Origin of the sequence: Streptomyces sp. NPDC059828 (genome assembly GCF_042731955.1) — a bacterium.
In the GTDB taxonomy this organism is placed as follows: domain Bacteria; phylum Actinomycetota; class Actinomycetes; order Streptomycetales; family Streptomycetaceae; genus Streptomyces.
Window position 1 is genome coordinate 1 of sequence record NZ_JBHWIW010000046.1, and the last position, 24,977, is coordinate 24,977.

At 71.8% G+C, this 24,977-nt stretch carries 19 protein-coding genes; 14 read left to right on the plus strand and 5 right to left on the minus strand.

Annotated features, from left to right (window positions below):
- The 3 genes from ACFV6V_RS24405 to ACFV6V_RS24415 form a co-directional block, all read right to left on the minus strand.
- Nucleotides 1-2,008, minus strand: a 2,008-nt coding sequence (locus tag ACFV6V_RS24405) for a helix-turn-helix domain-containing protein (RefSeq protein ID WP_385568661.1), incomplete at its 3' end; no start/stop codon positions are given.
- A gap of 139 nt (nt 2,009-2,147) precedes the next feature.
- Nucleotides 2,148-2,510, minus strand: coding sequence for a hypothetical protein (locus ACFV6V_RS24410; protein ID WP_385568664.1), 363 nt, complete (start codon nt 2,508-2,510; stop codon nt 2,148-2,150).
- 180 nt (nt 2,511-2,690) lie between these two features.
- Complete coding sequence (locus ACFV6V_RS24415) at nt 2,691-3,482, minus strand: LysR substrate-binding domain-containing protein (RefSeq protein WP_385568666.1); 792 nt, start codon at nt 3,480-3,482, stop codon at nt 2,691-2,693.
- A gap of 58 nt (nt 3,483-3,540) precedes the next feature.
- On the opposite strand from ACFV6V_RS24415, the gene ACFV6V_RS24420 reads away from it, so the two are divergent.
- Complete coding sequence (locus ACFV6V_RS24420; protein WP_385568669.1) at nt 3,541-3,933, plus strand: DUF5997 family protein; 393 nt, start codon at nt 3,541-3,543, stop codon at nt 3,931-3,933.
- A gap of 33 nt (nt 3,934-3,966) precedes the next feature.
- On the opposite strand, the gene ACFV6V_RS24425 is transcribed toward ACFV6V_RS24420, so the two are convergent.
- The gene (locus ACFV6V_RS24425) at nt 3,967-4,398 is read right to left on the minus strand and encodes a hypothetical protein (protein ID WP_385568672.1); all 432 of its coding nucleotides are present in this window, start codon (nt 4,396-4,398) and stop codon (nt 3,967-3,969) included.
- A 46-nt stretch (nt 4,399-4,444) separates the two neighbouring features.
- Nucleotides 4,445-6,808 carry a hypothetical protein gene (locus ACFV6V_RS24430; protein WP_385568675.1) on the minus strand — a complete coding sequence of 788 codons (2,364 nt, stop codon included), beginning with the start codon at nt 6,806-6,808 and terminating at the stop codon, nt 4,445-4,447.
- A 128-nt stretch (nt 6,809-6,936) separates the two neighbouring features.
- On the opposite strand from ACFV6V_RS24430, the gene ACFV6V_RS24435 reads away from it, so the two are divergent.
- The 13 genes from ACFV6V_RS24435 (at nt 6,937) to ACFV6V_RS24495 (ending at nt 24,877) form a co-directional block, all read left to right on the plus strand.
- A complete protein-coding gene (locus ACFV6V_RS24435; RefSeq protein ID WP_385568677.1) occupies nt 6,937-7,320 on the plus strand; it encodes a DUF4440 domain-containing protein in 384 nt (127 codons plus the stop codon).
- Nucleotides 7,321-8,552: 1,232 nt separating this feature from the next.
- Nucleotides 8,553-9,395, plus strand: a complete 843-nt coding sequence (locus tag ACFV6V_RS24440; protein WP_385568679.1) for a BTAD domain-containing putative transcriptional regulator — start codon at nt 8,553-8,555, stop codon at nt 9,393-9,395.
- A 49-nt stretch (nt 9,396-9,444) separates the two neighbouring features.
- Complete coding sequence (locus ACFV6V_RS24445) at nt 9,445-10,080, plus strand: NADPH-dependent FMN reductase (protein WP_385568681.1); 636 nt, start codon at nt 9,445-9,447, stop codon at nt 10,078-10,080.
- A 164-nt stretch (nt 10,081-10,244) separates the two neighbouring features.
- Nucleotides 10,245-10,442 (plus strand): ammosamide/lymphostin RiPP family protein, encoded by a 198-nt coding sequence (locus tag ACFV6V_RS24450; RefSeq protein WP_385568683.1) that lies wholly within the window; start codon nt 10,245-10,247, stop codon nt 10,440-10,442.
- Complete coding sequence (locus ACFV6V_RS24455; protein WP_385568685.1) at nt 10,436-12,244, plus strand: hypothetical protein; 1,809 nt, start codon at nt 10,436-10,438, stop codon at nt 12,242-12,244. Before ACFV6V_RS24450 ends, ACFV6V_RS24455 begins: the two co-directional genes overlap by 7 nt.
- A gap of 3 nt (nt 12,245-12,247) precedes the next feature.
- Nucleotides 12,248-14,713, plus strand: a complete 2,466-nt coding sequence (locus tag ACFV6V_RS24460; RefSeq protein WP_385568687.1) for a lantibiotic dehydratase — start codon at nt 12,248-12,250, stop codon at nt 14,711-14,713.
- On the plus strand, nt 14,710-17,034 hold the full coding sequence (locus tag ACFV6V_RS24465; protein ID WP_385568690.1) for a lantibiotic dehydratase: 2,325 nt from the start codon (nt 14,710-14,712) through the stop codon (nt 17,032-17,034). Before ACFV6V_RS24460 ends, ACFV6V_RS24465 begins: the two co-directional genes overlap by 4 nt.
- The gene (locus ACFV6V_RS24470) at nt 17,034-18,527 is read left to right on the plus strand and encodes a hypothetical protein (RefSeq protein WP_385568693.1); all 1,494 of its coding nucleotides are present in this window, start codon (nt 17,034-17,036) and stop codon (nt 18,525-18,527) included. The genes ACFV6V_RS24465 and ACFV6V_RS24470 overlap by 1 nt, the downstream gene beginning before the upstream one ends.
- The gene (locus ACFV6V_RS24475; RefSeq protein WP_385568696.1) at nt 18,524-20,791 is read left to right on the plus strand and encodes a lantibiotic dehydratase; all 2,268 of its coding nucleotides are present in this window, start codon (nt 18,524-18,526) and stop codon (nt 20,789-20,791) included. Before ACFV6V_RS24470 ends, ACFV6V_RS24475 begins: the two co-directional genes overlap by 4 nt.
- The gene (locus ACFV6V_RS24480) at nt 20,788-22,053 is read left to right on the plus strand and encodes a metallopeptidase TldD-related protein (protein ID WP_385568698.1); all 1,266 of its coding nucleotides are present in this window, start codon (nt 20,788-20,790) and stop codon (nt 22,051-22,053) included. The genes ACFV6V_RS24475 and ACFV6V_RS24480 overlap by 4 nt, the downstream gene beginning before the upstream one ends.
- Entirely contained in the window at nt 22,046-23,131 is a 1,086-nt protein-coding gene (locus ACFV6V_RS24485; protein ID WP_385568701.1) for a hypothetical protein, read from the plus strand. Before ACFV6V_RS24480 ends, ACFV6V_RS24485 begins: the two co-directional genes overlap by 8 nt.
- On the plus strand, nt 23,103-24,206 hold the full coding sequence (locus ACFV6V_RS24490) for an NAD(P)/FAD-dependent oxidoreductase (RefSeq protein ID WP_385568704.1): 1,104 nt from the start codon (nt 23,103-23,105) through the stop codon (nt 24,204-24,206). Before ACFV6V_RS24485 ends, ACFV6V_RS24490 begins: the two co-directional genes overlap by 29 nt.
- The gene (locus ACFV6V_RS24495) at nt 24,206-24,877 is read left to right on the plus strand and encodes a VOC family protein (protein WP_385568706.1); all 672 of its coding nucleotides are present in this window, start codon (nt 24,206-24,208) and stop codon (nt 24,875-24,877) included. Before ACFV6V_RS24490 ends, ACFV6V_RS24495 begins: the two co-directional genes overlap by 1 nt.
- Nucleotides 24,878-24,977: the final 100 nt, after the last annotated feature.

The following is a 24,977-nucleotide window of genomic DNA, read 5'->3' on the forward strand; positions in this document are numbered from 1 at the left end:
GCATCGATGCCTCCGGCCGGCCGGAGGCGAGGAGGGTGGACTGCACGGCGAGGGCCCGTGAGCGCGCGACGCGTTCCTGGTCGCGTGCGGCTTCGCGCTGCTGGTACGCGAGGCCTCCGGCGGTCAGGGCCAGGATCAGCAGCACCACGAGGGTGACCGACGTCCGCTGCCGCCGCCGCACCTGGCGCCGGGCCTGCTCCCCTCTCGCGTCCTCCTCGGCCTGGCCGGCGAGCAGGAACGCCTCCTCCCGTGGGCTGAGCCGGCTTCTGCCGTCCAGCTCGTCGGCCCAGGAACGGACGGTGTCCAGCCGGGTGCCGCGGTAGAGCACGGACGGATCGCGGCCCGCGCGCTCCCATTCGTCGGCGGCAAGGGCCAGTTGCTGGTGGATCAGCAGTCCCGCACGGTCGGCGTGGATCCAGCCGCGCAGCCGCGGCCAGGCGTGCAGCAGGGCCTCGTGGGTGATCTCGACGGTGTCGCTGCCCATCGTGATCAGCCGTGCGCGTACGAAGGTGTCGAGGGTCGCCGCCACACCGTCTGCGTCGGCGAGCTGCTCCATCAGGGCCGTTCTGCTCATCCGGCGCCGGGTCGCCGCGGTGCCGTCCGCGACATGGACCAGCCGTGCCAGGAGGCGGCGGATCGTCTTCTGTTCGGCCGGATAGAGCTGGGCGAAGGCGTCCTCCGCGGTGCGCGCGATGGCGCCCTGGATCCCCCCGGTGCGCTCGTAGCCGGACACGGTCAGCATGGCGCCTTCGCGCTGCTGCCAGGTGGCCATCAGCGCGTGGGACACCAGGGGCAGCGCCCCGGAGGGCGTGACCTCGGACACCACTCCGGTGGCGGATGTTCCCGGGCCGTCGCGCAGTCCGGCGTCCCGCAGCAGCAGCTGGGCCAGTCCCGGTTCGAGAGTGACACCCGCGAGCTCCGCGGGTCGCGTGATCGACTCCCGCAGTTCCGTCAAGGACATCGGGCGCAGCACGAACAGTCCGTCGGTGAAGGCGCTGGCCAGTTCGGAAAGCTCCAGGCAGTCACCGGAGAAGTCAGCCCGCACTCCGAGCACCACCACTGCCGGGTCGAGACCCGCCGCGTCCGGCCGGGGTCCGGACACGGCGCACAGTACCCGGACGAAGGCGTGCCGCTCCTCCGCGTCGGAGCAGAGCGTGAACAACTCCTCGAACTGGTCGACCAGCAGCACCGGCCGGACCGGTGGAGACGGCCGATGCTGCTCGGAACGGGACGGCGTGCCGTCCGACAGCGCCCGTACGACCTCCAGCAGCCGCTCCGGACGCTCCCTCAGCTCGTTCACGGTGAGGCCGGGGTCGCTGCCCAGCGCCTTGGCGGTGCGGGTGAGCAGCTCGTCCAGGGGGCGCGCTGTCGGGGTGAACCGGACCACGGGCCAGGTCTCGGCGCCGGGCATGGGGAATCCCCCCGGGCGCCGGAGGGCCGGTACGAGACCGGCGTTGAGCAGAGATGACTTGCCGGCGCCCGAGGGGGCGACCAGCATCAGCGGTCCCTGCCCGATCCGTTCGAAGACCCGGTCGACCAGCGCGGAGGTCGCGCGCTCACGGCCGAAGAACCACTCGGACTCGCGAGGGGTGAAGGCGGGCAGACCGCGGTAGGGGCATGCGCCCTCGGACTGCGGTCCGGGCGCGGCGGAGCCGCCGCCTGCGGGGCTGCCGGATTGCGAGGACTGTTCCGGCAGCAGCGCCAACAGCTCGCCATCCGCCCGGAGTACCTGGTCACAGCGGCGCGCGACATCGATCGTCGCACGCTTCGCACCGGTCTCGATCTTGCTGAGATAGCCCTTGCTGTAGTGCGTCAGGCGCGAGAGATCAGACAGCGACAGGCCCCTTTCCTGCCGCAGCCGTCTCAGCTGGGCGGGGAAGTGCGGCCTGGTCGGGCCGGCCGGCCCGATCCCTTCCGGCTGCTCGGCCGGGTCGTCGGCCCCGTGTCCGTACTGCTGCTCCCCCAATGGATCCCCCATGGCGATCTGCGCCCTGGTCAGAGGCGGCAAATGCCCACGTTAGTGCGGGGGCGGTGGGGAAAAGCAAACCTTTCCATTGGTATGACGAACGGTGTGGCGAAACGACTCGAAGGTGAACCCCGGAAACCGCGTCGGAGCCGCGATGGACGGCCCCGACGCGGCTCTCCTGCTACGGCCGGTACAGCGTGATCGAGTTGATCGGTGTGAGGTCGGCGTAGACGCCGTGCCCGGCGGCGATCCGCCCGCCGCAGCCCGCACCGTTGGAACCGGTGCACAGGGCGGCGGTCGCGCCACCTGTCTGGTTGTTGAGGACCCAGTGGTTGCCGAACTGGTTGCTGAGGTTGTGGGCCCCGTAGCTCCAGAAGACATGGGTCGGCCTGACCGCCGGGTTCTGGTTCTGCGGGTAGATGCAGACCGCACCGTCCGGGCAGCCGGCCCAGTCGGCGGGCTTGGCCTCGGCAGGGCCGGTGAGCGCCATCACGGCCGCGGCGGCGGTCGCGAGTGCTGCGAAGGCGTGGAAGGTCTTGCGCATGATGTCCCCCTTGCGGGTCTTGCTGTGTGCTGACGTCCTCAGCCTTTCCCCGGTCGCTCCGGGGCGTCGACGGGTTTCCCGTCGCCCCTCCGGCAGGCCGTTGGGAAACCCGCTGCGAGCAGGCAGGAGAGAGGACGAGAGGCAACGACCCGGGCACCCCGACCGCGACCGACAGGGGGACTACGAGCGGCGGCGCGGCTTGCCTCGTCCTGCGCTCTTGTGGCCGCCGCCGCGCGAGCCCTTCCCGGACTTACCGGGTGTGCCGGACTTCCCGGGGGTGCCGGAGCGTCCGGACGGCTTCCCCGTGGACGTGCCCGTCGGCTTCCGTGCGCCCTTCGACTTGGGCTGCGCCTCGGTCTGCGGGCGTCCCCGGGTGCTGTTGACGGTCCGTCCGCGGACGATACCGATGAACTGCTCCACCAGATCCGTGGTGTCGTCCAGTGGCCAGGACAGCACGATGCCGGATTCCGGGGCGTCCGTGAGCGGGCGGTAGGTGAGGTCCCTGCGGTGGTGCAGCCGGGCGAGTGACTGCGGCACCACGAGCAGGCCCACTCCCGCCGCCACGAGCTCGATGGCATCCGCTGTCGTCGCGGGACGCTCGACGGCGGGCCGCCCGGGCGGACGCTCCCAGTCGAGCACGTCGTCAAGAGGATGCAGGACGATCTCCTCGGCCAGGTCGGCGAGCGTGACCTCGTCGACCGCCGCCACGATGTGGTCCTTGGGGACCACCACCACGGTCTTCTCGGTGTAGAGGGGGATCGCGCTGAGCTCCGTCCGGTCGACCGGCAGCCGTACGAGACCCGCGTCCACGCCGCGCTCCCGCAGCACGCTGCCAGCCTCGGCAGCGGTCGTCGAGACGAGGTGCAGGGGGACGTCGGGCAGCCGCTCGTTCCAGATCCGCACCCACTTCGCGGGCGTCACTCCGGGGACGTAGGCAAGCCGGAACGAGGGAGGTACTTCCGAGCCAGTCACGCAGCCAGGCTACCGGCCTGGTCAGAGGTCGTGCACACGCTCGAATACCCTGGACGGTATGACATCGCAACAGAGCGCCCAGACGATGAAGCCCGCCACCGCGGCGAAGAAGCTGGGCGTGTACCTCGAGGCCACCCCCGCGGAGTTCCGTGACGGCACGGTCTCGCGCACCGAGCTGAACGCCCTCCAGGCCGATCCGCCCGAGTGGCTGCAGGAACTGCGGCGCAACGGTCCGCATCCGCGCCCCGTGGTGGCGGCGAAGCTCGGCATCTCGATCTCCGGGCTCGCCCGCGGCGGCATCACGGAGCCGCTCACGACGGAGCAGATCGACGCGCTCAAGCAGGACGAGCCCGAGTGGCTGCGCAAGGAGCGGACCACCCAGGCCGAGGTCCGCAAGGAGACCGCGCGCATCAAGGCCAGGGACGCGGCGCGCACCGAGCAGGAGGACTGACTTTCCGGCCCTGCCGTGCCCCGGCAGGCCACGTCAGGTGGCGGGAGCCTCCGCGAGGGCACGCAGCTCGTCGTGGATGCGGCGCGCATAGGCGTGGCGCGCGGTGCGGTCCTCGTCGGGGAGGCTGCTGATGCCGTCGAGCACATGAACGCCGAGCCAGACCCGGCCCGCTATGTGGGCCTGCGCCTCCCACCTCTCCTCCCGGGACACCTCCCGCAGCCGGGCTGCCGCGACGGCGGCCCGGCCGGCCTCGACCACGGCCTCGGCGAGCTGTCTGGTCGACGGAGACAGGGCTCCGGAGGTGCTGGCGACGCCGGCCCGCTCCAGAGCGGACCGGTCGCTCAGCCACTGCTCCCGATCCCGGGAGGGCCGCCGGGTGTCCAGTCTGCGCAGTGTCTCGTACGTCTCGCGGTCCATTCCGCAGGGGAAGAACCAGATCCCGTCATCTCTGCCCGGCATGCTCATGCCCGGGCCATACCCTTGGTGGACAGCTGTCAAAGCTGGGTCGCCGTCAGTACCCGGCGGGGGGCGTGGGCGCTGCCGCGAGGTGCTCCTGGAGTTCCCGGTGGCGGAACTGGTACCCGGCCCCGGCCGTCCGCAGCAGGCCCAGCTGGTGGCAGGTGTGGAGGAAGCGGCCCAGGCGCCAGGGAAGCCTCCGGCGCGTACAGAGCAGCAGGGCGAGGTAGCGCAGGCTCGCCGCGCCGGCACGGCCCCTGGCCAGGGCCAGGCAGGGACCGGCCGCCAGAGCCAGGGTGAAGCCGAGGGCGGCGGCCGGGGCGGCTCCGCGGCCCGGGGTGCGGGTGACCACCGCCGCCACATGGGCCGCGAGCCCGAAGGCGAGAGCGATCGCGGTGACCACGGCCGCGGCGACGGCGACGGCGCTGAGGGCGTCCTTGCGGATGAAGGAGCGGGGATCGCCGGTCGGCTCGGTCACGGGCCGCCACAGTGCCCTGGCCACTCCGGCCAGGGCACCGACCGTGACAGATATCGAGATCATGACGAGGTAGACGTTCTTCAGCAGGTTGCCGATCCCCATGTCGACGGAGGGCAGGCCGAGCAGCGCCCTGAAGAACACGATCAGGCCGATGAAGAAGCCGAACACCGCGGTGAGCAGCAGGGTGGCGGCGGTGCCGAGCCCGCCGCCGAGCGTCAGCCCGACGAAGGTCCCGCCGATGACCCATCCCAGTGCGCGGCGGCGCTGCGGCCAGGTCGTCATGGGGCGTAGCCGGAGCTGCAGCGGCACCGGCCAGGCCCCCACGAAGGTTGCCACCAGGATGAGCACGGTGAACACCAGCACCAGGAACTCCTCTCCTGCCGCCTGGCCGCCATGGGTGCGGCGCAGCAGGTGCACGCCGGTGAGCATGCTCAGCAGGAGCACCGCTGCGATCAGCGCGGTGCCCACGGCGCGCGACCGGGGGGACAGGGGCCACAGTTCGTGCAGCACCAGGTCGGTGCTGGACAGGTTCCGTCCGGCGCGGCGGGCGCTGGTGAGCGAGTTGGAGTGGAGATACCCGGCGAGCACGGCCAGGTGCCGCCAGGTGGCGGCGGCCTTCAGCCGGGGCAGCGGCGTGCGCCCCTCCTCCTCGCCGCGCAGCCGGGACTCGTCCTCCGTCTCGTCGGGGTGGGCGAGTGTGCTCTTGACGGCCGCTGCCACGTACTGGTCGAGGAGCAGGCCGTAGAGCTGCCCGCTCTGGGCGAGGGCGAGTATGTCGTGGGGCGAGCGGCGAAACTGCCGTGTGTGTTCGTCCCGTTCCTCGAAGACGACCGCGGCCAGGGTCAGGCGCCATGGGGTGCTCAGTGCCTGGACGACGGCTGCGTCGGGAGCGCCTGCCGCGCCGGGTGGCGGAGCGAGTGCGTCGAGCACCTGCTGCCAGCGCGCCCGGTTGCGGGCGGAGTAGCCGACGCGGGTCTCGAGGTAGTGCCGGGCCTGTTCGCCGGTGACGCGGGTGAGCGCGATGTGCACGACCACCTGCGGTTGTGAGTCGGCGAGCTGGAGCGACTGGTACACCTGGTCACGGCAGGTCATGACGACGGGAGCCTTGACCGCTCCCCGCTCGTAGCGCTCCACGGCACTCAGCAGCAGTGCCGCCCGGCACGGTGGCCCGGGAATCGCGACCGAGTCCAGTTCGTCCAGTCCGTCGATGACCGGGAGCACCAGGTCTTCCGTCACGACCAGTTCGGCGTCGCGCCGGGTGAGCCGGTAGACGTCGATCAGATGGGACATGACCCAGGCCCGGATGTCGCTCCCCGGCCAGGCGGCCGCGGTGAGGCGCACGGGAACACGTGCGCCCGGCTCGCGGCGTTCGGCGAGTTGCAGCACCAGGGCCGAAGCCACCACGGTCTTGCCCGTTCCGGCGTCGCTGCCCGGCGGGGCTCCGGAGGGATCGTTGACCGGGGAGGGCGTACCGGTGATCACCAGACGCCCCGGGCTCAGGCCCTGGAAGAAGTCGGCCACCGTCTCCAGGGTCCCCGCGGCGGGAATCCCCGGCGCGCCCGCGGATCCCGCCGCGCCGGTGACGCCGGTCGCGTCGACCACGGTGAAAGGAAGGTCGATACGGCCGTTGAGGGCGGAGGTCCCGCCACCGAGCAGCTGCCGGTACTCGGCGCCTTCCAGCCGCACCACCGTACGCGCGAGCAGCTGGGCCACGATCTCACCGGTGCGCTGCTGCTGCGCGGACCGCACGGCGACCGCGAGCCCACCGACTCCGGCCACGGTGCCGATCACCCCGACGGCGAGCGACAGCACGCCTGCCGGATCGGCGTCGCTCACCTTCACCTGCGGCAGCATCCACCACGTCAGGGCGATGCTCGCGACGATCACGACCACGCTGACCAGCACGCCTGCGGTGGTTCTCCTGCTTCCCCCCTGCACCATGCATGCCATGGTGCTCGATCGCGAAGGCGGCGTGGGCGAATTCCCCGGACCGTGACCTCGGCAGGGCAGCGGCCCTAAGATGCCGCAGAGCCGCAACAATACGTCGTATGAACCATCAGACAGACTAGGTGGCCGAGGCGATCGCGGCCGAACTCCGCTTGATGAACCCGGATGTCCGTACCTCGGCCGTCCTCGCCCGGGAGCTGCTGGACCCGGAGTTCACCGAGGTGGGCGCATCAGGCCGGCGGTGGACCTACGAGGAGATGCTCGCCGCACTGCCCACGCTGGAAGGCGCGGCTGAGGACGGCCCTCGCTATGAGCCTTCCGCTGTCAAGGGCGTGCCGCTGGCGCCGGGCTTGGTGCATCTCACCTACGAGACCGTCCTCGACGGCCGCCGCGCACGGCGGAGTTCGCTGTGGCGCAGGCAAGGGGCGGACACGGCCTGGCGGTTGTACTACCACCAGGCCACACCAGTCCCCTGCGAGCCGGTATCGGCGGGCGACGCCACCTAGTGCCACGGCGCTACCGTCGGCGAGATCCTCGAACGCCTCGCACACTCCTGCCGACGGATCTCCAGCGCAGGACGCCAGGGCGTTTCTGATGCCTCTGGGACGGTGTCGCGGCGGACCCCGGCCGGGAACGGGGGAAGGGCACGGCCACGACGCGGCCATCGGGGTTGTACCGATTCCTGAAGACCGTTCGGTGGCCGCGGGCCACAGCGCAGACCCTGTCCGGTGGCAGGCGATCTTCAACCAGGCCATGGCCCGGATCGCGGGACGATCCGGGCCGGATAGGCACGCTGGAGCAGTGGGTCGCTCATGCGATCGATGAGCGTGGATGTGGGTGCACCGCCATCCAAGTACCTACATACGTTGTTCTCCCGTCCCTCGTGCGGAGCCTTATGGATCAAGCTGTCCTTGTCCACCGCCACGAGCCCTGACCGGAGAAGTCCTGTGCGACCGCCTACGCGCCATCAGAAGCGCCCTGCTGACGAGCGTCCCCGACCGGCGTGCCCACCTTCCTGAGACGGTGGGTCCCCGTCTCAGGTTGCCCCGCGGATGCCTTGTGTGGACATGCTCTCAGGACGGCGTGTCCGCCTTGCTTTGCCGATCGGCCACCGGTTGTACTGGGGCCCACGGCGCGCTCCCGACGCACACGCTCTACGGGCAGCGCCATGGGGGAATTGAGTTTTCGCGGGGTTCGACCGCGAAAACCCCGTGCACCGGCCAGGCGCCTTATCCACGACCGCCAATCCTCAATCACCAACAGCCATGACAACGTTGGCATTGCGCGGCATTCACGAACCGGCCGGACCCGAAGCAATCGAAAGGACCATCGACCATGCCGTGCGGACCCATAACGCCTCCCGAGAAGCATTCCGCCCAACGAAGGCACACAGGTCCCACACAAGGAGATTCCTGACGCGGGTTCAAGCGAGCGCGAACCGCGTGATTGTGCTCCGTCAGCAGCAGCTGCTCAACCTTGCGTTCATTGAGTTCTCCGGGCTCTCACCACTGCGTTTCGCTCGGAACCGCTTCTTCCGCGACGCTTACCGGCCATCTTTCCAGTCATCGATGGCGCCCATTGCCGCAGCGTCGTGTTGTGAAGAAACTGAGTACGCAACGACTCCGAGCAGACTCTCACCACCACTGCTGGCAGTGGGGGTGTGGGGCCTTCCGCCAGAGGCAACGTCGTGACCGCTCACGGGTTTGGTCTACCCCCACGAAGGAAGAGGGTCTTCAGCATGTCCAAGATATCCACGCATGCCGTCGTACGCTGCCTCGGTGGCTTTTCACTGGAATTAAGAGGACACCCGGTCAAACGATGGCGGGCAGGCAAAGCACGTGAACTGTTCCTCTACCTGCTCATCAACCGGGGCCGTACGGTCGACCGCGACGAGCTGCACGCCGCCCTGTGGCCCGACCGGAACCGGTCGGCGGGGTCGAGTTCCGTCAAGGTCGCCAAGCACGCGGTGCACCAGATCCTCAGCGGCGAGCAGGCGGCCGAAGAACAGCCCGCAGCGGAGATCGTCTTCAACGAGTACGGGTACACCCTCAAGGTCCATGACGCCTGGCTGGACTTCGAGGAGTTCGAGCGGCTGTGCAACGAGGGGCACAGAGCGGCGGCCCGCAGCGACCGGATCACGGCCGCGGCGTACTACCGCCGCGCACTGGAGCTCCATGTCGGGGACTTCCTGCCCGGAGAGAGTGCCGACTGGGCCAGGGAGCAGCAGGACTGGGTGCGATCGCTGGCTCTCGGAGCAGCGGACTTCCTCCTCCAGGAAGCCCTGGACCGGGGTGAGCTGCCGGAGGTGATCGATGTGTGCCGGCGCACGCTGGACATCGATCCGTATCAGGAGGACGTCTACCGGACCCTGATCCAAGTGCATGGCGACCTCGGGCAGTTGGGCCAGGCCAGGTCCTGGTACAGGCTGTGCAGCGCCCGGATGTCGAATGGCCTGGACATCGATGTCAGCCCTGATACGCAGCGGCTGTTCGAGCGGGTCCTGCGCGTGCACGACGCGCCCGCGCAGGCCGCCGTCCAGCCTCCCGGACGATCCTCTGGCCAACGCGTAACCACTCCGTAACCGGCCTTCCTACACTCGGGATTCCCGCGACCGGCCAAGGAGGTTTGGTGTGACCGTGCTGGAGACGGAACCGGGTTCCGGTCCCTCGGTGGAGAATCCCGACGTTGGCGCCTCAGCTGATGCCGGACCCCTGATCGTCGGCATCGGTGGCACCGTCCGCCCTGGTTCCTCGACGGAACGGGCGGTCCGGGCGGTTCTCGCAGCCTCCGCGTCGGCGGGGGCCCGGACCCTGCTGCTGGGTGCAGGGGACCTGCAACTGCCGTTGTACGCACCCGGGGAGGAGCTGCGAACCCAGGCCGCCAGACGGCTCATCGAGGCCGTCACCCTCGCCGACGGCCTGGTGATCGGCACGCCCGCCTACCACGGTGGCGTCTCCGGGCTGGTGAAGAACGCCCTCGACTATCTGGAGGACCTGCGCGAGGACTCGCGGCCCTATCTCCATGGCCGTGCCGTCGGCTGTGTCGTCACCGCACGCGGTCCGCAGGCCGCCTCGGCGCTGGCGGGTCTCCGCTCGGTGGTCCACGCCCTGAGAGGCTGGCCCACTCCCCTCGGAGTGACGGTCAACACCGAGAACGTCACCCTGGCGTCCGACGGCAGCAGCACCGATCCGCACATCGCGGCACAACTGGCCGCCGTGGGCCGGCAAGTGGTCGAGTTCGCCCGGATGCGCACACCGGTCGGCTGAGCCCTCAACCCGATCTGATCCCGACTGATCCGGACTGACCCTTTCCCGCCGACCGCCGCCTGTCCTGTACACCCGTCCCCCACGATCCCGCAGACCCCTTGGTTCCGGCCGCCCTGCCGCCGGACCCTTCGCGTCCGCATGCCCACGTCCGACCGTGATCCCGAATGGAGCGCGCCATGGAAGACACCACGAAGTCCACCGACCCCGAGGAGACCCCCGAGGTGCAGGCCCCGCAGGCCGAGGCCGAGGACACCGAGCTGGAGGCGCTCGACGACCTGGACGACGTCGACTTCGACCTCGACGAGGTCGAGAACAAGATCGCCCCGCTCGCCCTCGCCGCCAGCGAGCTCCCGCGATGGTGACGCGTGCGGCCGAAGCGGGCCGCTCCTCCGGCAGCGCCGTCCTGGTCGATGTGAACTCGGGGCCCGCCGCCTCGTACACGGGGCTGCGGGCGGGCATCGACGCACTGCGCGCCGATGGCGCCGACTTCACCGGTCTCGCCGGCCGCCATCCGTCGGAGTGGGCGGAGCTGTTCCCCGCCGAGACCGCCCCCGGCACCGCCCCGCTGGAGGAGATCGCGCTCGCGCCGTCCGAGCGGCGGCTCCACCGGGAGAGCGAGCAGGTGTACCGGGTACTGACGGTGGCCGCGGCCGCCCTCTGCACGGGAACCGCGCAGCTGGGCAGGCCGTTGCTGCTGAGCGGAGTGGGCGGCACCGATCTGTCCTCGCTGCGCGGCTTCATGCGGGCCTTCGAGCACGCGCAGGTGGTCGAAGGCGCCGAACTGCTGCTGGACGCGCCCACATCGGTGCGCGAGCCGGTCGGCCGGTACGCCGACTACCGCCGTGAGCGGGTGCGGTGCCTGCGCCGCATGGGGCTGCCGGTCACCGAGGACGACCTGGTCATGGACCTGGGATCGGCTTCCGACGCCGGCTTCGTGCCGGTGTCCGAGGAAGGCGAGCTCTACCAGCGGGCGCGGGACACCGAGAGTACCGCCGTGGACCGGGTGTCCTCCGCACTGGCCTACTGTCGCAGGGCGTTCTTCTCCGCGAACTGGGAGGGCATGGCCGCCGTCGCCGACGAGGCGATCGGGCTGCTGTCCGGTATCCCCGAGTCGGACATTCCCGGGCTGCTCACCAAGGCGGAGCGCGAGGAAGAGCTCGTCCACGCCATCGAGTTCGAGACGGCGATCCTGCGCGGCACCGCCGATGTGCGCGGCTTCCTGCTGAAGGTGCTCGGCATCCAGGCCGGTTTCCGCGGCGACCAGGACACGGCCGTCGCCTGCTTCCGCTCCATCAGGGAGGACGCGGCCGGTCTCTCCCCGGAGCTGCGGGCCCAGTCGCACCTGTACTCCGCCCTCACCCTCTCCAAGCGCAAGAACCGGCTCGGGGAGGCCGTCGCCGAGGTCGAGCAGGGTTTCGAGGCGGTCAGGGAGCGGTCTGACGAGGCAGAGAGCGTGCGCCGCGAGCGTGGCTGGCTGCATAACCTGCGCGGGCTGACCCTGTTCTCCGAACGGCGTCTCGGAGCGGCCTTCGAGCACGAGAAGCAGGCGCTGGCCTGCATGGCCGGGCTCACCGACGCCAGTGCCGCGCATCTGCGGATCAATCTGTACTCCAACATCAGCGTGCTCCAGGAGAAGGCCGGCAAGCACGGCTCGGCGCTCGCGACCTGGGAGAAGTTCAAGCAGGCCGCCGGCTCGTCGAACGCGGGCTTCCGCAAGCACCACGCCTACCGGAGCGCCGGGCTGCGGCTGCTCGTGGGCGAGCGGGACGCCGCTCTGGAGGACCTGGACACCACGCTCGCGAACGCGGCCGAGCTGGGTGACCTCTTCCATGAGACCGAGGTGCGTCTCGAACTGGGCATGCTGCATACCACGGGCGGTGACACGAAGGCCGGTGCCGAGCAGTACGTGCGCGCCGAGTCCGCCGCACGGCAGCTGGGCGATCCGTATCGCATCGCACTGGCGCAGGCGGGTCAGGTGATGACGAGCGGCTCCTCGACCGCCGCCGAGTCGGTGGGTGTGACGGCGGCGCTGAGCCTCACACGTCCCGGCGATGCCGACGCGCTCGCCAAGGCCGTCGCCGAAGGCGGTGACCTGCAAGGGCTGCTGCCCAAGCCGCGTACCAAGCTCAACCGTCCGTTCGACCTCATCAACTTTCAGGACTGAGGCATGGCGGACGACGAAGCGACGCAAGGGCGGACGGGACAGCGGGCGCAATGGCAGCTGTATCCCCGGCTGCTGCTGAGGAGGGCGGGCTTCGGCGTCGGCCTGCTGACCGCCCTCGGTGACGGGCCGACGAGTACCGCGGCGGCGGACTACCGGGAGGCGGTGTCGGGGTTCGAGCAGAGCCGCGCCCGGCTCCAGGAGGCGATCGCCAAGTCCGTCGCGCGGGCCGACCGTGAAACGGACCGCGCGGAGCTGCGTGATCTGTCGAAGCTGCGCAGCCGGGTGGGCCGCAGGCTGCTCGTGGAGCGGAGTACGTACGGCGGCGCCGTCGACTTGGCGGTCGACGGTTACCGCGCGGCGCACTCCGCGCGACAGGAGGCGGCGGGCCGTCTGACCGGGGCCCTCGGAGAGGAGGTGCTGCGGCGGCCGGAGCGGGTCCGCGATCTGCTCGGCGACGAGCGGGTGTGCGACGCCCTGCTCCAGCTGTCGCCGTCCTTCCATACCGAGGTGGTGCGCTGGATCGACGGCTGGGAGCAGCGGGACACCGCGACGGGCCGCAACCGCGCCAAGGACCGTTCCTTCTACCGCCGTGTCTATCTCTACGGTCAGCGTCTCGGCGCGAAGAACGAGACGACCAGCTACTTCGGTCCGCTGGTGCACGGCAGGATCGACCGTGCGGCCGAGGGAACCGCCCTGGGGCCCGAGACGGACTCCGGCTACCACGTCCTGGAGGCTCAGACCGCGTTCTGGGCCGTGTGTGAGCTGGCCAGGCTCGTCGGTACGGACCCTGACGTACGGGACCGGCCGCCCGTGGCCTGGCTGCCGTCCTGCCGCAGGACGCGGGGCGGGGCGCCGGGATCGGGGACGATCCAGTCCGCCGACGGCCGCCGGATCGCCCTGTCGGGCGTCCAGTGGCAGCTCGCCGAGGCCGTGGACGGACGGCGCTCCACCGGTGAACTCGCCGCGCTGGCGGGCCTCGAACCCGCTGAGGCGCGTCGCGTGCTCGACCGACTGCGGCAGGCGGGGGCGGTACGGCTCTGGCCGGAACCGCCGTCCACCGCGGCCCGCCCCCTGGACTGGCTGGTCTCCTGGGCCGACCGCTACGCGGAGGGCACCCCCTGGCCCGTGCGGCTGCGCGAGCTGCGCGATCTGGCCCATGCCTATGCCGCGGCCGAAGGCCACCGCGCCAGGGCAGCCGCGCTGGAACGGGTGGAGGACTGCTTCACCAGGCTGACCGAGGTCGACGCGCGTCGCGCCGGTGGCCGGATGTACGCCGACCGTCTGGTGGTCTCCCTGGACGCCAAGGGCGACCAGAGCCCGGTGGTGGTCGGCGGGGACGTGGCCCGGCGGTGGGAGTCCCAGCTGAGCCCGGTGCTGGACGTCGCCGCCCGCTACGGCGAACTCCAGCAGCGCGCCGCGGCCGAGCTGTGCACGGAGATCATGCGTACGGCGGGCACCGGCACCATGCCGTACGACGAGCTGATCCGCCGCGTGCACGCATCCGTCGACGCGGGCGCACTTGACGCCCTGGCGGGCCCGCTGATCGCGTTCAAGCGGGACTACGCGGAGCTGGTGGAGTCCGCCGTACAGGGGCAGGAGGCCAGGCTCACGCCCGCCGAACTGGCGGCGTTCGCGCCCGAGCCCGGCAGGCACCGTTTCGTCAGCCCGGATCTGATGCTGGAGAGCAGGGAGGGCGGCAGCGAGCTGCTGGTGCTCGGCGAGCTGCACCCGTATGTCTTCGCCTGGGGCTCACAGGGGCTGTTCAGCGAGGAACAGGACCGGATGCTGGGCGACTTCGCGTCGGGTCTCGAACCGTGGGGCGGCTCCGAGCGGCTGGCCACGGTGATCCGGCGCAGACGTCACAAGGGCCTGGTCGCCGACTGGTTCCCGGGACGTTTCGTCGAGATCACCTCGGTGGCCAGCGACGACCGGGAGCGCACCGTGCCGCTCACCGATCTCACGGTCGCCCTCGTGGACGGCACACCCCGGCTGCGTACGCCCGACGGCGAACTGACCCTGTACGCGGGCGAGGACGACCACGTCCATCTGCGGGCCTTCGCCGCTCCCGGTGTGGGACTGCCGCTGGTGCGGTTCGGGGACTTCGCGCCGAGGATCGTGGTGGGCGATCTGATCGTGCAGCGGGCCCGGTGGTGGTTCGACCGGGCCGACCTCGGTGTCGACTCGGTGCGCGACCCGCGTGCCGCCTTCCTCGCCGTGCAGTCCCTGCGGGCCCGGCTCGGCCTTCCCCGGTTCTGCTTCGCCTCCCTGGCGCACGAGCCGAAACCGGTCGGAATCGATCTGGACAACCCGCTGGCGGTGGACGCGCTGGTGGCCATGGTGCTGGCCGGTGACGGTCCGACCGTGTCGCTGGCCGAGATGAGACCGGCGCCGGACGCGCTGTGGCTGCGCCACGGCGGGGCCCCTGTGACCTCGGAGTTCCGGATCGCCATGAAGAGAGCGTCGTCATGACCGCCCCACCCGCCCAGTCCTCCTCCCCCGTTCCGCCGCGGCACGACTGGACACTGCTGCCCACGGTCGTCCTGCGCAGCGCCGGGTTCCCCTGGCAGATGGTCGAGCGACTGGCGTACGGGCAGACCCGTCTGCTCCTCGACGAGCTGTTCGCCCTGGAGGCGCAGGCAACCGAAGTGGCGGCGCGGCTCCATCCGTCGGGGCGCCTGTCCCGGGGCCAGCAGAGCAAGTTGCGCGGTCTGCGGCCCCTGCCGCCGTCCGATACCTTCCCGGCCGACTGGCTGGCCGAGTGGAACGCCACGGCCGAGAAGGTCACCGCGGCGCGCGAGCGGCTCACCGCCACCGTCGAGGCCGACGCGGCCGTGGCGGACGAGGCGCTCGCCGCCATCCGCACCGATCCGCGCGTCAACGACGCCATCGTCTGCTCGTCCCCCGCGGTCCATCGCGATCTCGCGCGGGGTGCGACCGGCGGGCGCATCAGGCGCCAGCTCGCCTCCTACGCACAGCGACTCGCGTCCAAGAGCGAGACGATGAGCTTCTTCGGACCGATCAACTACGGTCGACTCAGCCCCGGTTCCGACGCTCCGACGGCTCTCGACTGGGACGGCCACACCGCGATCAGGGTCCGTCAGGCGCACACCGCCGCCCGGGTCAACGACGCGGTACAGGCGCTGCTGCTGGGCGACGAAGCACTGGCCGGACGACTCGTACCGGTGCGCAAGACCATCGTGCGGACCCCGCGGACGCCCGCGGGCGGGGCGGGCATCGATGTCCTGCTGCTTCGGGAGGCCGACGGCGTACGCACGGTGGCCGAGATCGCTGCCGGGTCGGGTGCCGATGCGCGGGAGACGGTGGAGGCGTTCGCCACGGCCGTGGCCAAGGGGACGCTGACCCATACGCTGTGCCCGCCGGCCACGGTGGTCGACCCGCTGCGCTGGACCCTGGAACGCATCGAGGGCTCGGACCCCGAGACGGCCGGCCGCGCGGCAGGAGTGCGGGCGCTGCTGGTGAAGATGCTGGAACTGCTCGACGGCTACCCGTGGGCGCCGCCCGAGCGGAAGCTGACCATCCAGGCCGAGCTGGAGTCGCTGCTGCCCGTCGCCGACCGTTCGGCGGACCGCGGCCGCTTCTACAACGACCGCGTCGTCATCCACGAGGCCGCGGTGGGCACCGCCGGGCTGGATGTCCGCGGGCCGCTCGCCCGGGACATGTGCGACTCCGTCGCACCCGTGCTTGACCTGCTGGCCCACGAGGCCGAGATGACGCGGGTACGCACCAACCGGGCGGTCGCGGCACGGCTGGGCCCAGGCAGGATCCCGCTGCTGCGGGCCCTGCGCGACTGCGCGGACCTCGGCATCGAGTCGGGCGGAGCGCTCGGCGCCGAGCTGGGCCGGGTCATCGCCCAGCTCGGCTCCGAGGGCGAGGACCGTACCGAACTCGACGTGGCGGGGCTGCTGGCCGTACCGCCGCCGCCCGCGGCCCCGGTGCTGTGCAGCATCGACGTACTGATCGCCGCACCCGATCTGGCCGGATACGAGCCGGGGACGACTCCGCTCGTGCTCGGTGACATCCACGACGCGGCGCTGCTCACCCCCTGGGCGCTGCAGTTCCATCCGGACTCCGCCGGGCTGCTGGCCGAGCGGGACGCCGCGGTGCGCCGGGCACTGGGCGACCAGCTCGCCGTCAATGTGATCTCGCGCCGTACGACCGGACTGCCGCCGCTCGAGTTCCCCGGTGTGGTGCTCGAGCTGGGCGGGACGGCGTCCTCGGGCCGGGAGCGGATCGGCCTGGACCAGCTGTGGCTGGACAGCGACGGCGAGCAGGTCGTCCTGCGCAGCGACGCCCATCCGGGGCAGAGCCTCCTCTTCCACAACGGCGAGCTCGACACCGCCGTGCACACCGCGCTGGCGCTGCCCCGGATCCGCCGCCCGGCGCTGCCGGAGCTGCCGCATGTGCCACGGCTGCGCTGGGGCAATGTGGTGTTCTCCCGGCGCCGTTGGTCGCTGCCGAGCGCCGCGGTGATGGAGGCTCACAGCAGCCAGCGGGAGGCCGACCGGCTGCTCGCGTCGGCCCGGCTGGTACGGGAGCGGGGACTGCCCCGTCGCTTCTTCGTGAAGTCGCCGGCCGAGCGCAAACCCGTGTACGTGGACACCGCGAGTCCCGAGCTGCTCAAGGGCCTCGCCCGGCTGGCGGGCACGGCGGAGCAGCTGGTGGTCTCCGAGGCGCTGCCCGCGCCGGAGGAAGCCTGGCTACGGGACGGGGAGCTGCGCTTCGCCTCCGAGCTGCGCTGTGTGTATCTGCGGGGCGGGGGTGAGCGGTGATGCGTCTTGTGGTGATCCCCCCACTGTTCGACCCGAGTCTGGAACCGGACCTTGGGCCCGGGCTGGGTCAGGACGTCGGACTGCTCGATGTGAACGCGCACTTCATCACACGGCTCACGAGCGCCGAAGCCCTCGGTGAGCTGGCCGGCGGCTATGCGCTCGGCGGGCGCGGCGGGGCCGATACCGCCGCGGCCCGCACCAGGGCGCTGTTCGCGCGGGCCGCGGCACGGATCACCGCGCGCGGCAGCCATGACGCGGGCCGGCTGCGCGCCATGGGCGTGGCGCTGAGGCTGGCGGGCGAGAACGACCCGGCGCTGAGGCTGGCGGCGGACGATGTGGAACTCGTCGACGGCACCACCGAGTCGGGGGCCGATGTGGTCCTGGCCGCTCAGCGCACCGGGCTGCTGGGGCCCGAGGCTCAGTGGGCGCGTGAGGTTGCCGGGGACCGGGGTGTGCATCTGGTGATCGAGACCGATCAGCAACTCCCCGCCGCCGCAGTGCTGCTGGAGGCCCTCGGCCCCGAACGGGTCGTGCTGTGCGGGCGTTTCGCCGTCGCGCACCGGGAGGCACTGCGGGCGCTGGCTCCGTTCTCGGCTGCGGTCGGCTTCGATGACTGGGCGCCCACGTGGCGGCTGCGCGAGGAGTGGTCGGGGGACGGCACACGGATCCATTGGGTCCGCCGCGCCGCGGACTGGAAGGCGGGTGTCGCCTGGGCGGGCTGGCTGGCCCCCGAGGAAGCGGCGGCGCTGCCCGGCGAGGCGTGGCACGCCTGCCGTGGTGCGGCGCTGACCGTGGCACGGCTGACGTCCTGGGCCGAGGTGACGGGGGCGGACGGCAGCCGCACCGATCTGCGGCCGGTCCTCGAGCTGGCGGGCGAGGCGCTGCTCGCCGTTGAACTGCTGGTCGGGGCACCCGGGGTGAGCGCCGATGAGACCGGCACCACCGCCCGGAGCCTGCTGCACGGGCCCGCGCCCCGGCTCGCGGGGCTGAGCCCGTTCCGGCTGCCCGCTGACCACGGTGGCCGGGCAGCGGCGACCTGGGACGGCGTACCCCTGACCCGGCACCCGTCGCCGGGCCACGATCTGCCGCGCTGGGACCGGTTCGGCGCTCCCGGGACCCTGGACGAGGCGGCACGTACCGCCGCGATCGGGGGCCTCAACACCGAATTCGGTGCCGTGTCCGATCTGTACCCGGGCCGGTTCGCCTGCTGCGTGCTGAACCCCGGGGCCGGGTCCTGCCCCGAACCTCCCGTATGGGAGCCGTCGGCCGCTGTCGTGGCCGAGTCGGGTCCTGGCCCGGACGACCGGGGACCGGGTTCCTTCGTGGTGAATCTGCGGACGGGCAGCGCGTTCCGGCTGCACCCGAAGCTGACTCCGGTCGTGGAGCGGCTCTCGTCCGGCGACACCGCCGTCCTGGACCGGATCAGCGATGCGGTCCGCACGAAACTGACCGGCCGGCTGCTCCAGGCCGGAGTGATGCGGAGGACCCAGTGAGCCGACAGTGGAGCATCGGGCGGGAGTTCATCCTGCGCCATGCGGGAATGCCGTTCGACTGGCTGGAGGAGCTGGGTGCGCCCCGCTCCCTGCTGGAGCTCTCGGACGAGCTGCTCGACCGCGAACGGACCGTGCTGGAGCTCGTGGAGACCCAGTTCGGCGGGTCCCGTGCCGAAGCCGTGCGGTCCGACGTACTACGGGGACGGGTACGGCAGTTGCCGAGGGCTGGCGGCGCCGACTGGAACCGGGCGGTATCCGCCTGGGCCGAGGCGTCGGAGCGCTATGTGCTCGCCTATCAGCAGGCCGACGACGAGGTGGGCAGACGGCTCCGGGACCGGTTGACGGATCCGGGGGTCTCCGAGGCGGTGTTCCTGTCCAACCCGGACGCGTACCGCAACATGCTGCTCCCACTGCTGGCACACGACGGTCCGCTGACCTCCCGCTGGCGCAGGGTGCGCCGGCAGATGTACACGTATGTGCAGCGGTTCTGCGCGAAGAACGAGACCGTGAGCTTCTTCGGGCCCATGGCCTACGGCACGGTCGATGACGGCGACGGCGACGGAGCGGCACTGCGCGACGACGTGCCCCGCGTCCGCAGGGTCTTCTTCTCGCACTGGGCTGCTCGCGCGCTGGCCACGGCCATCGCCAGGGACCCCGGAATCCTTCCGCATCTGACGTTCCACTCCACCGGCCGGGCCGAGGCCGCGGACAAGCCGCTGCTGTCCCTGGTGTCCGCGGGCGGGACCTCGTTCCGCGACCTGGTGCGCACGGCGGGGCAGCCGGCGCGCGACGTCGCCCGGGCCCTGATGCGGCTGGTGGCCGAGGAGGCCGTCACCATCGGCCTCGGCGGTGGTGACTACGATCTCGAGCCGCTCACCACCCTGTGGGAGCAGGTCTCCGCGCTGCCCCCCTCACCGGCACGCGAGCTGTGGCGCGACCGGATCGGCGAACTGGCCTCACTCATCGCGGAGCTGGCACAGCAGCCGCTCGACGGAAAGGCGGCGACGGTCGCCACCCTGGAGCACCGGTTCACCGAGTTCACCGGTAAGCCGGCCCGCCGGGGCGCCGGGGCCGCGTACGCGGACCGTGCCGTGTTCTTCGAGGAGTGCGCCTCACCCTTCGCCCTCACCCTCGGCGCCGGACTGGTCCGCCGCTGGGAGGAGCAGCTCGCCCCCGTGATGGAGGTGTGCGCGGCGCACGGCTGGGCCGCCCGGTCCGCTGCGGCGGACGCGGTGCGTGATGCGTTCGCGGACGGTCCTGACGGACCGGCTGTCGAGCTGGACCTGCTCACGTACGCGACCCGGGCGGCCGCCAGCAGGTCGGACTCCACCAGCACCTTCCAGGCGGCGCACGCACCCAGCTACCCCGGCGCCGACTGGAGGGCCGAGGTCGAGCGGCTCGCGGGCGAGGCCAAGGCGCTGAACGGCGACCGGTACGCGGTCATCGACCTGTGCCCCGCCACACCGGACGCCACCGGCCTCGACGGCGCCCCGCTCGTGCTCTCCCGCGCCCATCACCATCTGCTCGTCCGCAGCTGGCTGGGCACGATGCACCCGGATCCGGCCAGGCTCGGCGCGGATGCCGCCGCCTGGACGTCGGAGCAGGGCGGCACGGTCGTCGGCCTCGACTTCGGGCGCCGCAACAAGGGCTACTACCGCTTCCCCGGCCGTGAGGTGGCGATGCGTCCGCTGACCTGGACCGACCACGGGGAGCCGGACCTGCTGAAACCGGAGGACCTCACGGTCCGCATCGGTCCGGACGACGTCGCACTGCACGATCCGGAAGGCCGTCAGGTCAGCGCGTACGTCCCTCTCAGCGACTTCGTCAAGTACGCCCCGATCGCGGCGCTCTCCCATCCGCAGGTACTCCATCCCACGTTCAGCACCGAGGGCGCTCAACCCGAAGTCGCCCTGGGATCCGTCGTCCTGCAGCGGTCCCGCTGGCAGGTGCCCGCGGCGGCGCTCGCGGCGCCGGAGCCGTACGCGCGGTTCCTGGCTCTGCGCAGGCTGGCGCGCGACACCGGGAACCGGTTCGTCTTCTGCCGCAGCGCCCACGAGCGCAAGCCGTATCTGATCGACCTGGCGTCGCCGCTCGCGGCGGACCTGGTCAGCCATGTGGCGCGCGGCGCGGAACAGCTGGGCGTGGAACGCATGGCGCCCGGTCCCGGTGAACTGTGGCTGCGGGACGCCGAAGGCCAGCGCTACACCAGCGAGTTGCGGATGCAGATCATCGGCAGGGACAGCGGTAGGAGCGGCCCGGAATGACGGACACCACGCTCTTCGCCGAGCGGTCGCTGCGGCTGCGCGCCGATGTGCTGCCGGACGGCGCCATCACCACCGAGCGGTCCTCGGTGCGCGGGATGAGCATCGAGCGGCATCTCGGCCGGGGATTCACCGAACACCGCTTCGCGGACGGCGACGACCTGCTGACCTCCGGCGCGGCACAGGCCGACGCCGAAGCCGCGGACGCACTGCGCGAGGTACAGGAACGGCCCCTGTTCGGACTCACCGCCGAGCTGCACACCGAACTGGCCGGGATCGCCGCCGACACCGGCGCCGAGCTGACCCTCGGTGTGGCCCAGCAGCACATCGCCGCGGGCGACGCGGAAAGCGTCGTCACCACGGAGCGGATCGTCACGACCCTGGAGACGCGGGTGACCGGCGCCGACGGCACCGTGCACTCCCGGTCACTGCTGTGCGCCCGCCCCGGATCCGGTCCGGACGGGCTGCGGGACGCGGCCGTACGTACCGCAGGATCGATACGCGCACGACTCGCGCTGCCGCTCGCCACCGAACTGCCGGACGGGGCCGACCTCGTGCTGCTTCCCGGTCTCGCCGGGGCGTTCTTCCACGAGATCGCCGGTCATCCGATGGAGGCCGATGTGGTCGCCTCCGGAACCAGCTATCTCGGTGCGCGCGCCGGGCAGCGGGTCGCGCCCGAATGGCTGTCCGTGGTCGACGGCGGCGCACACGACGGACCGGGCTACCGCAGCCCGTTCGACGACGAGGGCACCCCCTGCCGCACGCTCCGGCTGATCGACCGGGGCAGCGTGGGGCAGCCGATGACCGACCGGGCGCTCGCGGCCCGGCTCGGTGGCCGCCCCGGCTCGGGGCACGGGCGCAAGCAGGACTACCGGCATCCGGCGATCCCCCGGATGACCCACACCGTGGCCCTGATCGAGCCGGGTACCCCGCTGGAGCCGCCCACGGGCGACTGGGTCGCCCCCTATGGACTGCGGCTGGACATGATGAACATCGCGTCGGGCGCGTTCGTGTTCCACGCGCCCTTCTCCCTGCTGCACCGCGCCGACGGCAGCACCGCCCGGCTCGGCCCGCTGACGGTGACCGGCGACGGAGCGCGTGTGCTCGCCGGATTGCGGCCGTACGAGCACCGGGTGGCCGCCTATCTGCGGGCCACCGGAGGCTGCGGAAAGCTGGGGCAGTACCCGGTGCTGGTGTCGTTCGCCAACGCCGGCTTCCGGCTCCCGGCCGGACTGGTCGGGCTGCGGGCGGTGTCCCATGGCTGAGACGCGGATACGTTCCTCCGGAATCCTCACCCCCACCCGGGGTGCGCCCCGGCTCACCGTCTCGCTCGACACCCTGCGCCTCGAACACGACGCCTCCACGGGCGGGGTCATCGGCTCCCGGCGACTGAGCGGACCCTTGGACCAGGGAGCTGACAAGGAGACCGGACTGCTGCTCACCGAGGCGGCCGCGCGCGCGGCAACCGCCTTCGCGGGGCTGCAGAGCGCGGTGGCCCAGGTCCACGAGTGGCGTGACGCCGATGGTCTGCTCGTGTCGAGGCGGGCCGAGTTGCTGGCCCGTGTGGAGACACCGGGCGGTCCGGTGCTCCTCGGAACGAGCGGCCGCGGGGATCCGGGGACGCTGGTGGAGGCACTGCCCTGGGACGAGCTCGGGGCACTCTCCGAGCCGTTCGTTTCCGTTGCCCCGCCGGACGACTGGCGCGAGCGGCCACTGGTGCTCCGGCCGTCCCCCGCGGCGGTGCTCGTCGCCGGTGCCGCGTTCTCACTGACCTCACGCGGCGGGCGGGCGACCGCGCGGCGGCTGGCGGGTCGGCGTGTGCTGCCGCCGCTGACGCTGCGCGAACTGCCGTCGGCGCCGTCCGAATCAGGACGGGACGACCGGGGTGATCCGGCGCTCCCGAGCGCCCTCGTGGACGCCGGCCGGATCTGCCCGCCGTCCCCGCTCGCCGAGGGCATCCCGCTCGGGCGGGCCGTATGGGACCACGACGCCGGCGCCTTCGGCCCGCCGTCGCTCGCCCGGCTCGAACTCACCGGGCCGGACGCCGAAACGCCCCCGGACGCGGTGGAACTCGTGTGGTGTGTCGAGGGCCTCCAGCGCTACCACGGTGACGGCACCGTCCGTCTCCAGTGCCTGGCCAGGACCGCGGACCGGCCGGGCGCCTGGTTCCGCCTCGTCCTGCGGGGCAAACCCGTTCATCTGCTGCGCCAGGCCCGCGGCCTGGCCGGCCCGCCCACGGCTGTCCACAGCGACAGCGAAGTGACCACCCGCTCGCTGGTACTCGCCGGCGCGGCCGACATGGAAGGTGCAGGACATGCCGTCGTCACCGTCATCACCCCCTGACTTCACGCTCATCGGCGGCGGAATCGTCGGCGCCTGCCTCGCCGAGGAGTTGAGCCGCAGCGGGGCGTCCGTCGTCGTACTCGACTCCGGCGACGAACCCGGGCACGCGACCAACCGCGCGGCGGGAGTGGCCGTTCCCTCGCTTCGCTATCTCGTGGACCGGGAGTTCTACGACTGGCTGCGGATCGCCAAGCGGGACCTGGACGCCGATGTCACCCGGCTTGAACCGGAGTACGGCGCGTTCAGCGTGGCCCGGCCCATCCTGCGCGCGCTGCGCGAGACCGATGTGGAGACCTACGGCGAGGTGCTGGCCGGTCTCGGGGTCGGCGCCTGGGTGGAGGCCGACGCGCTCGCGGACGCCACCCCCGGGCTCAGACTGCCGTCCACTCGGCGCTACCTCCTCGACCCGGACGGGTTGATGGTCGACGGCCGCCGCTATCTGGACGCCGTCCGGCGCCGCTGCCTCGCCCAGGGCGTCGAGTGGCGGCAGGGCGTCACGGTGCGGGAGGTACGCGAGGAGGGCCCGACCGTCTCCGTCGTCACCGCTGACGGCACGCTCCACGCCGACCGGGTGGTGATCACCGCCGGTGCGTGGAGCTCGGGCAAGGGCCTGGCCGAGGCGACCGGCGTCAGGCCGCAGCGCGGCCAGATGGCGGTGCTGCGCACCGAGGAGGAGCTGAGCTGCATCCTCTCCTCCGCGTACTACCTCGCACCCGGTGTCGGCGGCGATGTGATCGTCGGCGCGACGGAAGAGGACGCCGGTTTCGCCGAGCATGTCACCACCCAGGGCATCGCGCAGTTGCTGAGGTTCGCGACCACGGCCATGCCGGGGCTCGCCGAGTCGGTGCCCGTGGAGCTGCGGGCCGGGCTGCGTCCCGTGTCCGGCACCGGACGGCCCCTGGCGGGCGCTCTGCCCGGAAACGAGAGGATCTTCCTGTCGGCCGGCCATGCCGGGCACGGGCTGCTCTCGGCACGCGCCACCGGCAAGGGGATGGCGGCCGGTCTTGTCGGTGACGACTGGGAGGCGCTGCCGTACAGCATGTGCCCCTCGCACGCGCTGGGCGGTGCCGCCTGATGCGTATCGACCATGTGATCCTGGGCGCGCGGACCATCGAGCCGCTGCGTGAACTGCTCTGGGAGCGGTACGGGTTCGGCGTCACCGACGGCAGCCCCAACCCGGACGGCACGGCAAGCTGGGTCGTCCCCTTCGACACGCCCGAGGTGCAGTATCTGGAGCTGCTCGTCACCCATGACGAGCAGAAACTGGCGGACAGCGACTTCGGGCGTTTGTTCCTGGAACGGACCGCGGACGGACCTGACTTCCTCAACTGGGCGGTGCTGACCGACGACATCGAGTCCACCGCGCGTGAGGTGGAGGCGGTGACGGCAGCGGATCCGGATCTGTTCCGTGGTGAGTCGGTCCGTGCGGACGGGCAGCGGGTGCCGTGGGCCGAGGCGGCGTTCGACCTGTCCTGGCGCAGCCGGGTGCTGCCGTTCTTCCTGAGCTACGGCAACCCCCAGGCGCGGGCGGCACGGGTCCCGGGCGACCTCGAGGCGGCGGGACACAAGGTGTGCCCGAAGTCGCTGCGGCGCCTCGAGACGGGCCGGCCGCAGCAGCGGGACTGGGCCGACCGGTGGCCCGGACTCCCGGCCCTTGACGTCGTCGTGGACCCCGCGGCCGGTCCCCGGATCACGGCGGTGCACATCGACACCGCCGAGGGCGAGACGGTGGTGCGGCTTCCGTGACCGCTGCACGTCCCGCCCCTGGGTGGACACCGGACCGCCCCGGCCGCAGCACCGCCGCGGCCGGGCGGCCCGGGCCGCTCTCCCGGACGGCCCCGGTCCG

Coding starts and splice junctions, on each gene's coding strand:
- ACFV6V_RS24410 (WP_385568664.1), bottom strand. CDS start 2,510: ATGCGCAAGACCTTCCACGCCTTCGCAGCACTCGCGACCGCCGCCGCG.
- ACFV6V_RS24420 (WP_385568669.1), top strand. CDS start 3,541: ATGACATCGCAACAGAGCGCCCAGACGATGAAGCCCGCCACCGCGGCG.
- ACFV6V_RS24425 (WP_385568672.1), bottom strand. CDS start 4,398: ATGAGCATGCCGGGCAGAGATGACGGGATCTGGTTCTTCCCCTGCGGA.
- ACFV6V_RS24430 (WP_385568675.1), bottom strand. CDS start 6,808: ATGGTGCAGGGGGGAAGCAGGAGAACCACCGCAGGCGTGCTGGTCAGC.
- ACFV6V_RS24440 (WP_385568679.1), top strand. CDS start 8,553: ATGTCCAAGATATCCACGCATGCCGTCGTACGCTGCCTCGGTGGCTTT.
- ACFV6V_RS24450 (WP_385568683.1), top strand. CDS start 10,245: ATGGAGCGCGCCATGGAAGACACCACGAAGTCCACCGACCCCGAGGAG.
- ACFV6V_RS24455 (WP_385568685.1), top strand. CDS start 10,436: ATGGTGACGCGTGCGGCCGAAGCGGGCCGCTCCTCCGGCAGCGCCGTC.
- ACFV6V_RS24460 (WP_385568687.1), top strand. CDS start 12,248: ATGGCGGACGACGAAGCGACGCAAGGGCGGACGGGACAGCGGGCGCAA.
- ACFV6V_RS24465 (WP_385568690.1), top strand. CDS start 14,710: ATGACCGCCCCACCCGCCCAGTCCTCCTCCCCCGTTCCGCCGCGGCAC.
- ACFV6V_RS24470 (WP_385568693.1), top strand. CDS start 17,034: ATGCGTCTTGTGGTGATCCCCCCACTGTTCGACCCGAGTCTGGAACCG.
- ACFV6V_RS24480 (WP_385568698.1), top strand. CDS start 20,788: ATGACGGACACCACGCTCTTCGCCGAGCGGTCGCTGCGGCTGCGCGCC.
- ACFV6V_RS24485 (WP_385568701.1), top strand. CDS start 22,046: ATGGCTGAGACGCGGATACGTTCCTCCGGAATCCTCACCCCCACCCGG.
- ACFV6V_RS24490 (WP_385568704.1), top strand. CDS start 23,103: ATGCCGTCGTCACCGTCATCACCCCCTGACTTCACGCTCATCGGCGGC.
- ACFV6V_RS24495 (WP_385568706.1), top strand. CDS start 24,206: ATGCGTATCGACCATGTGATCCTGGGCGCGCGGACCATCGAGCCGCTG.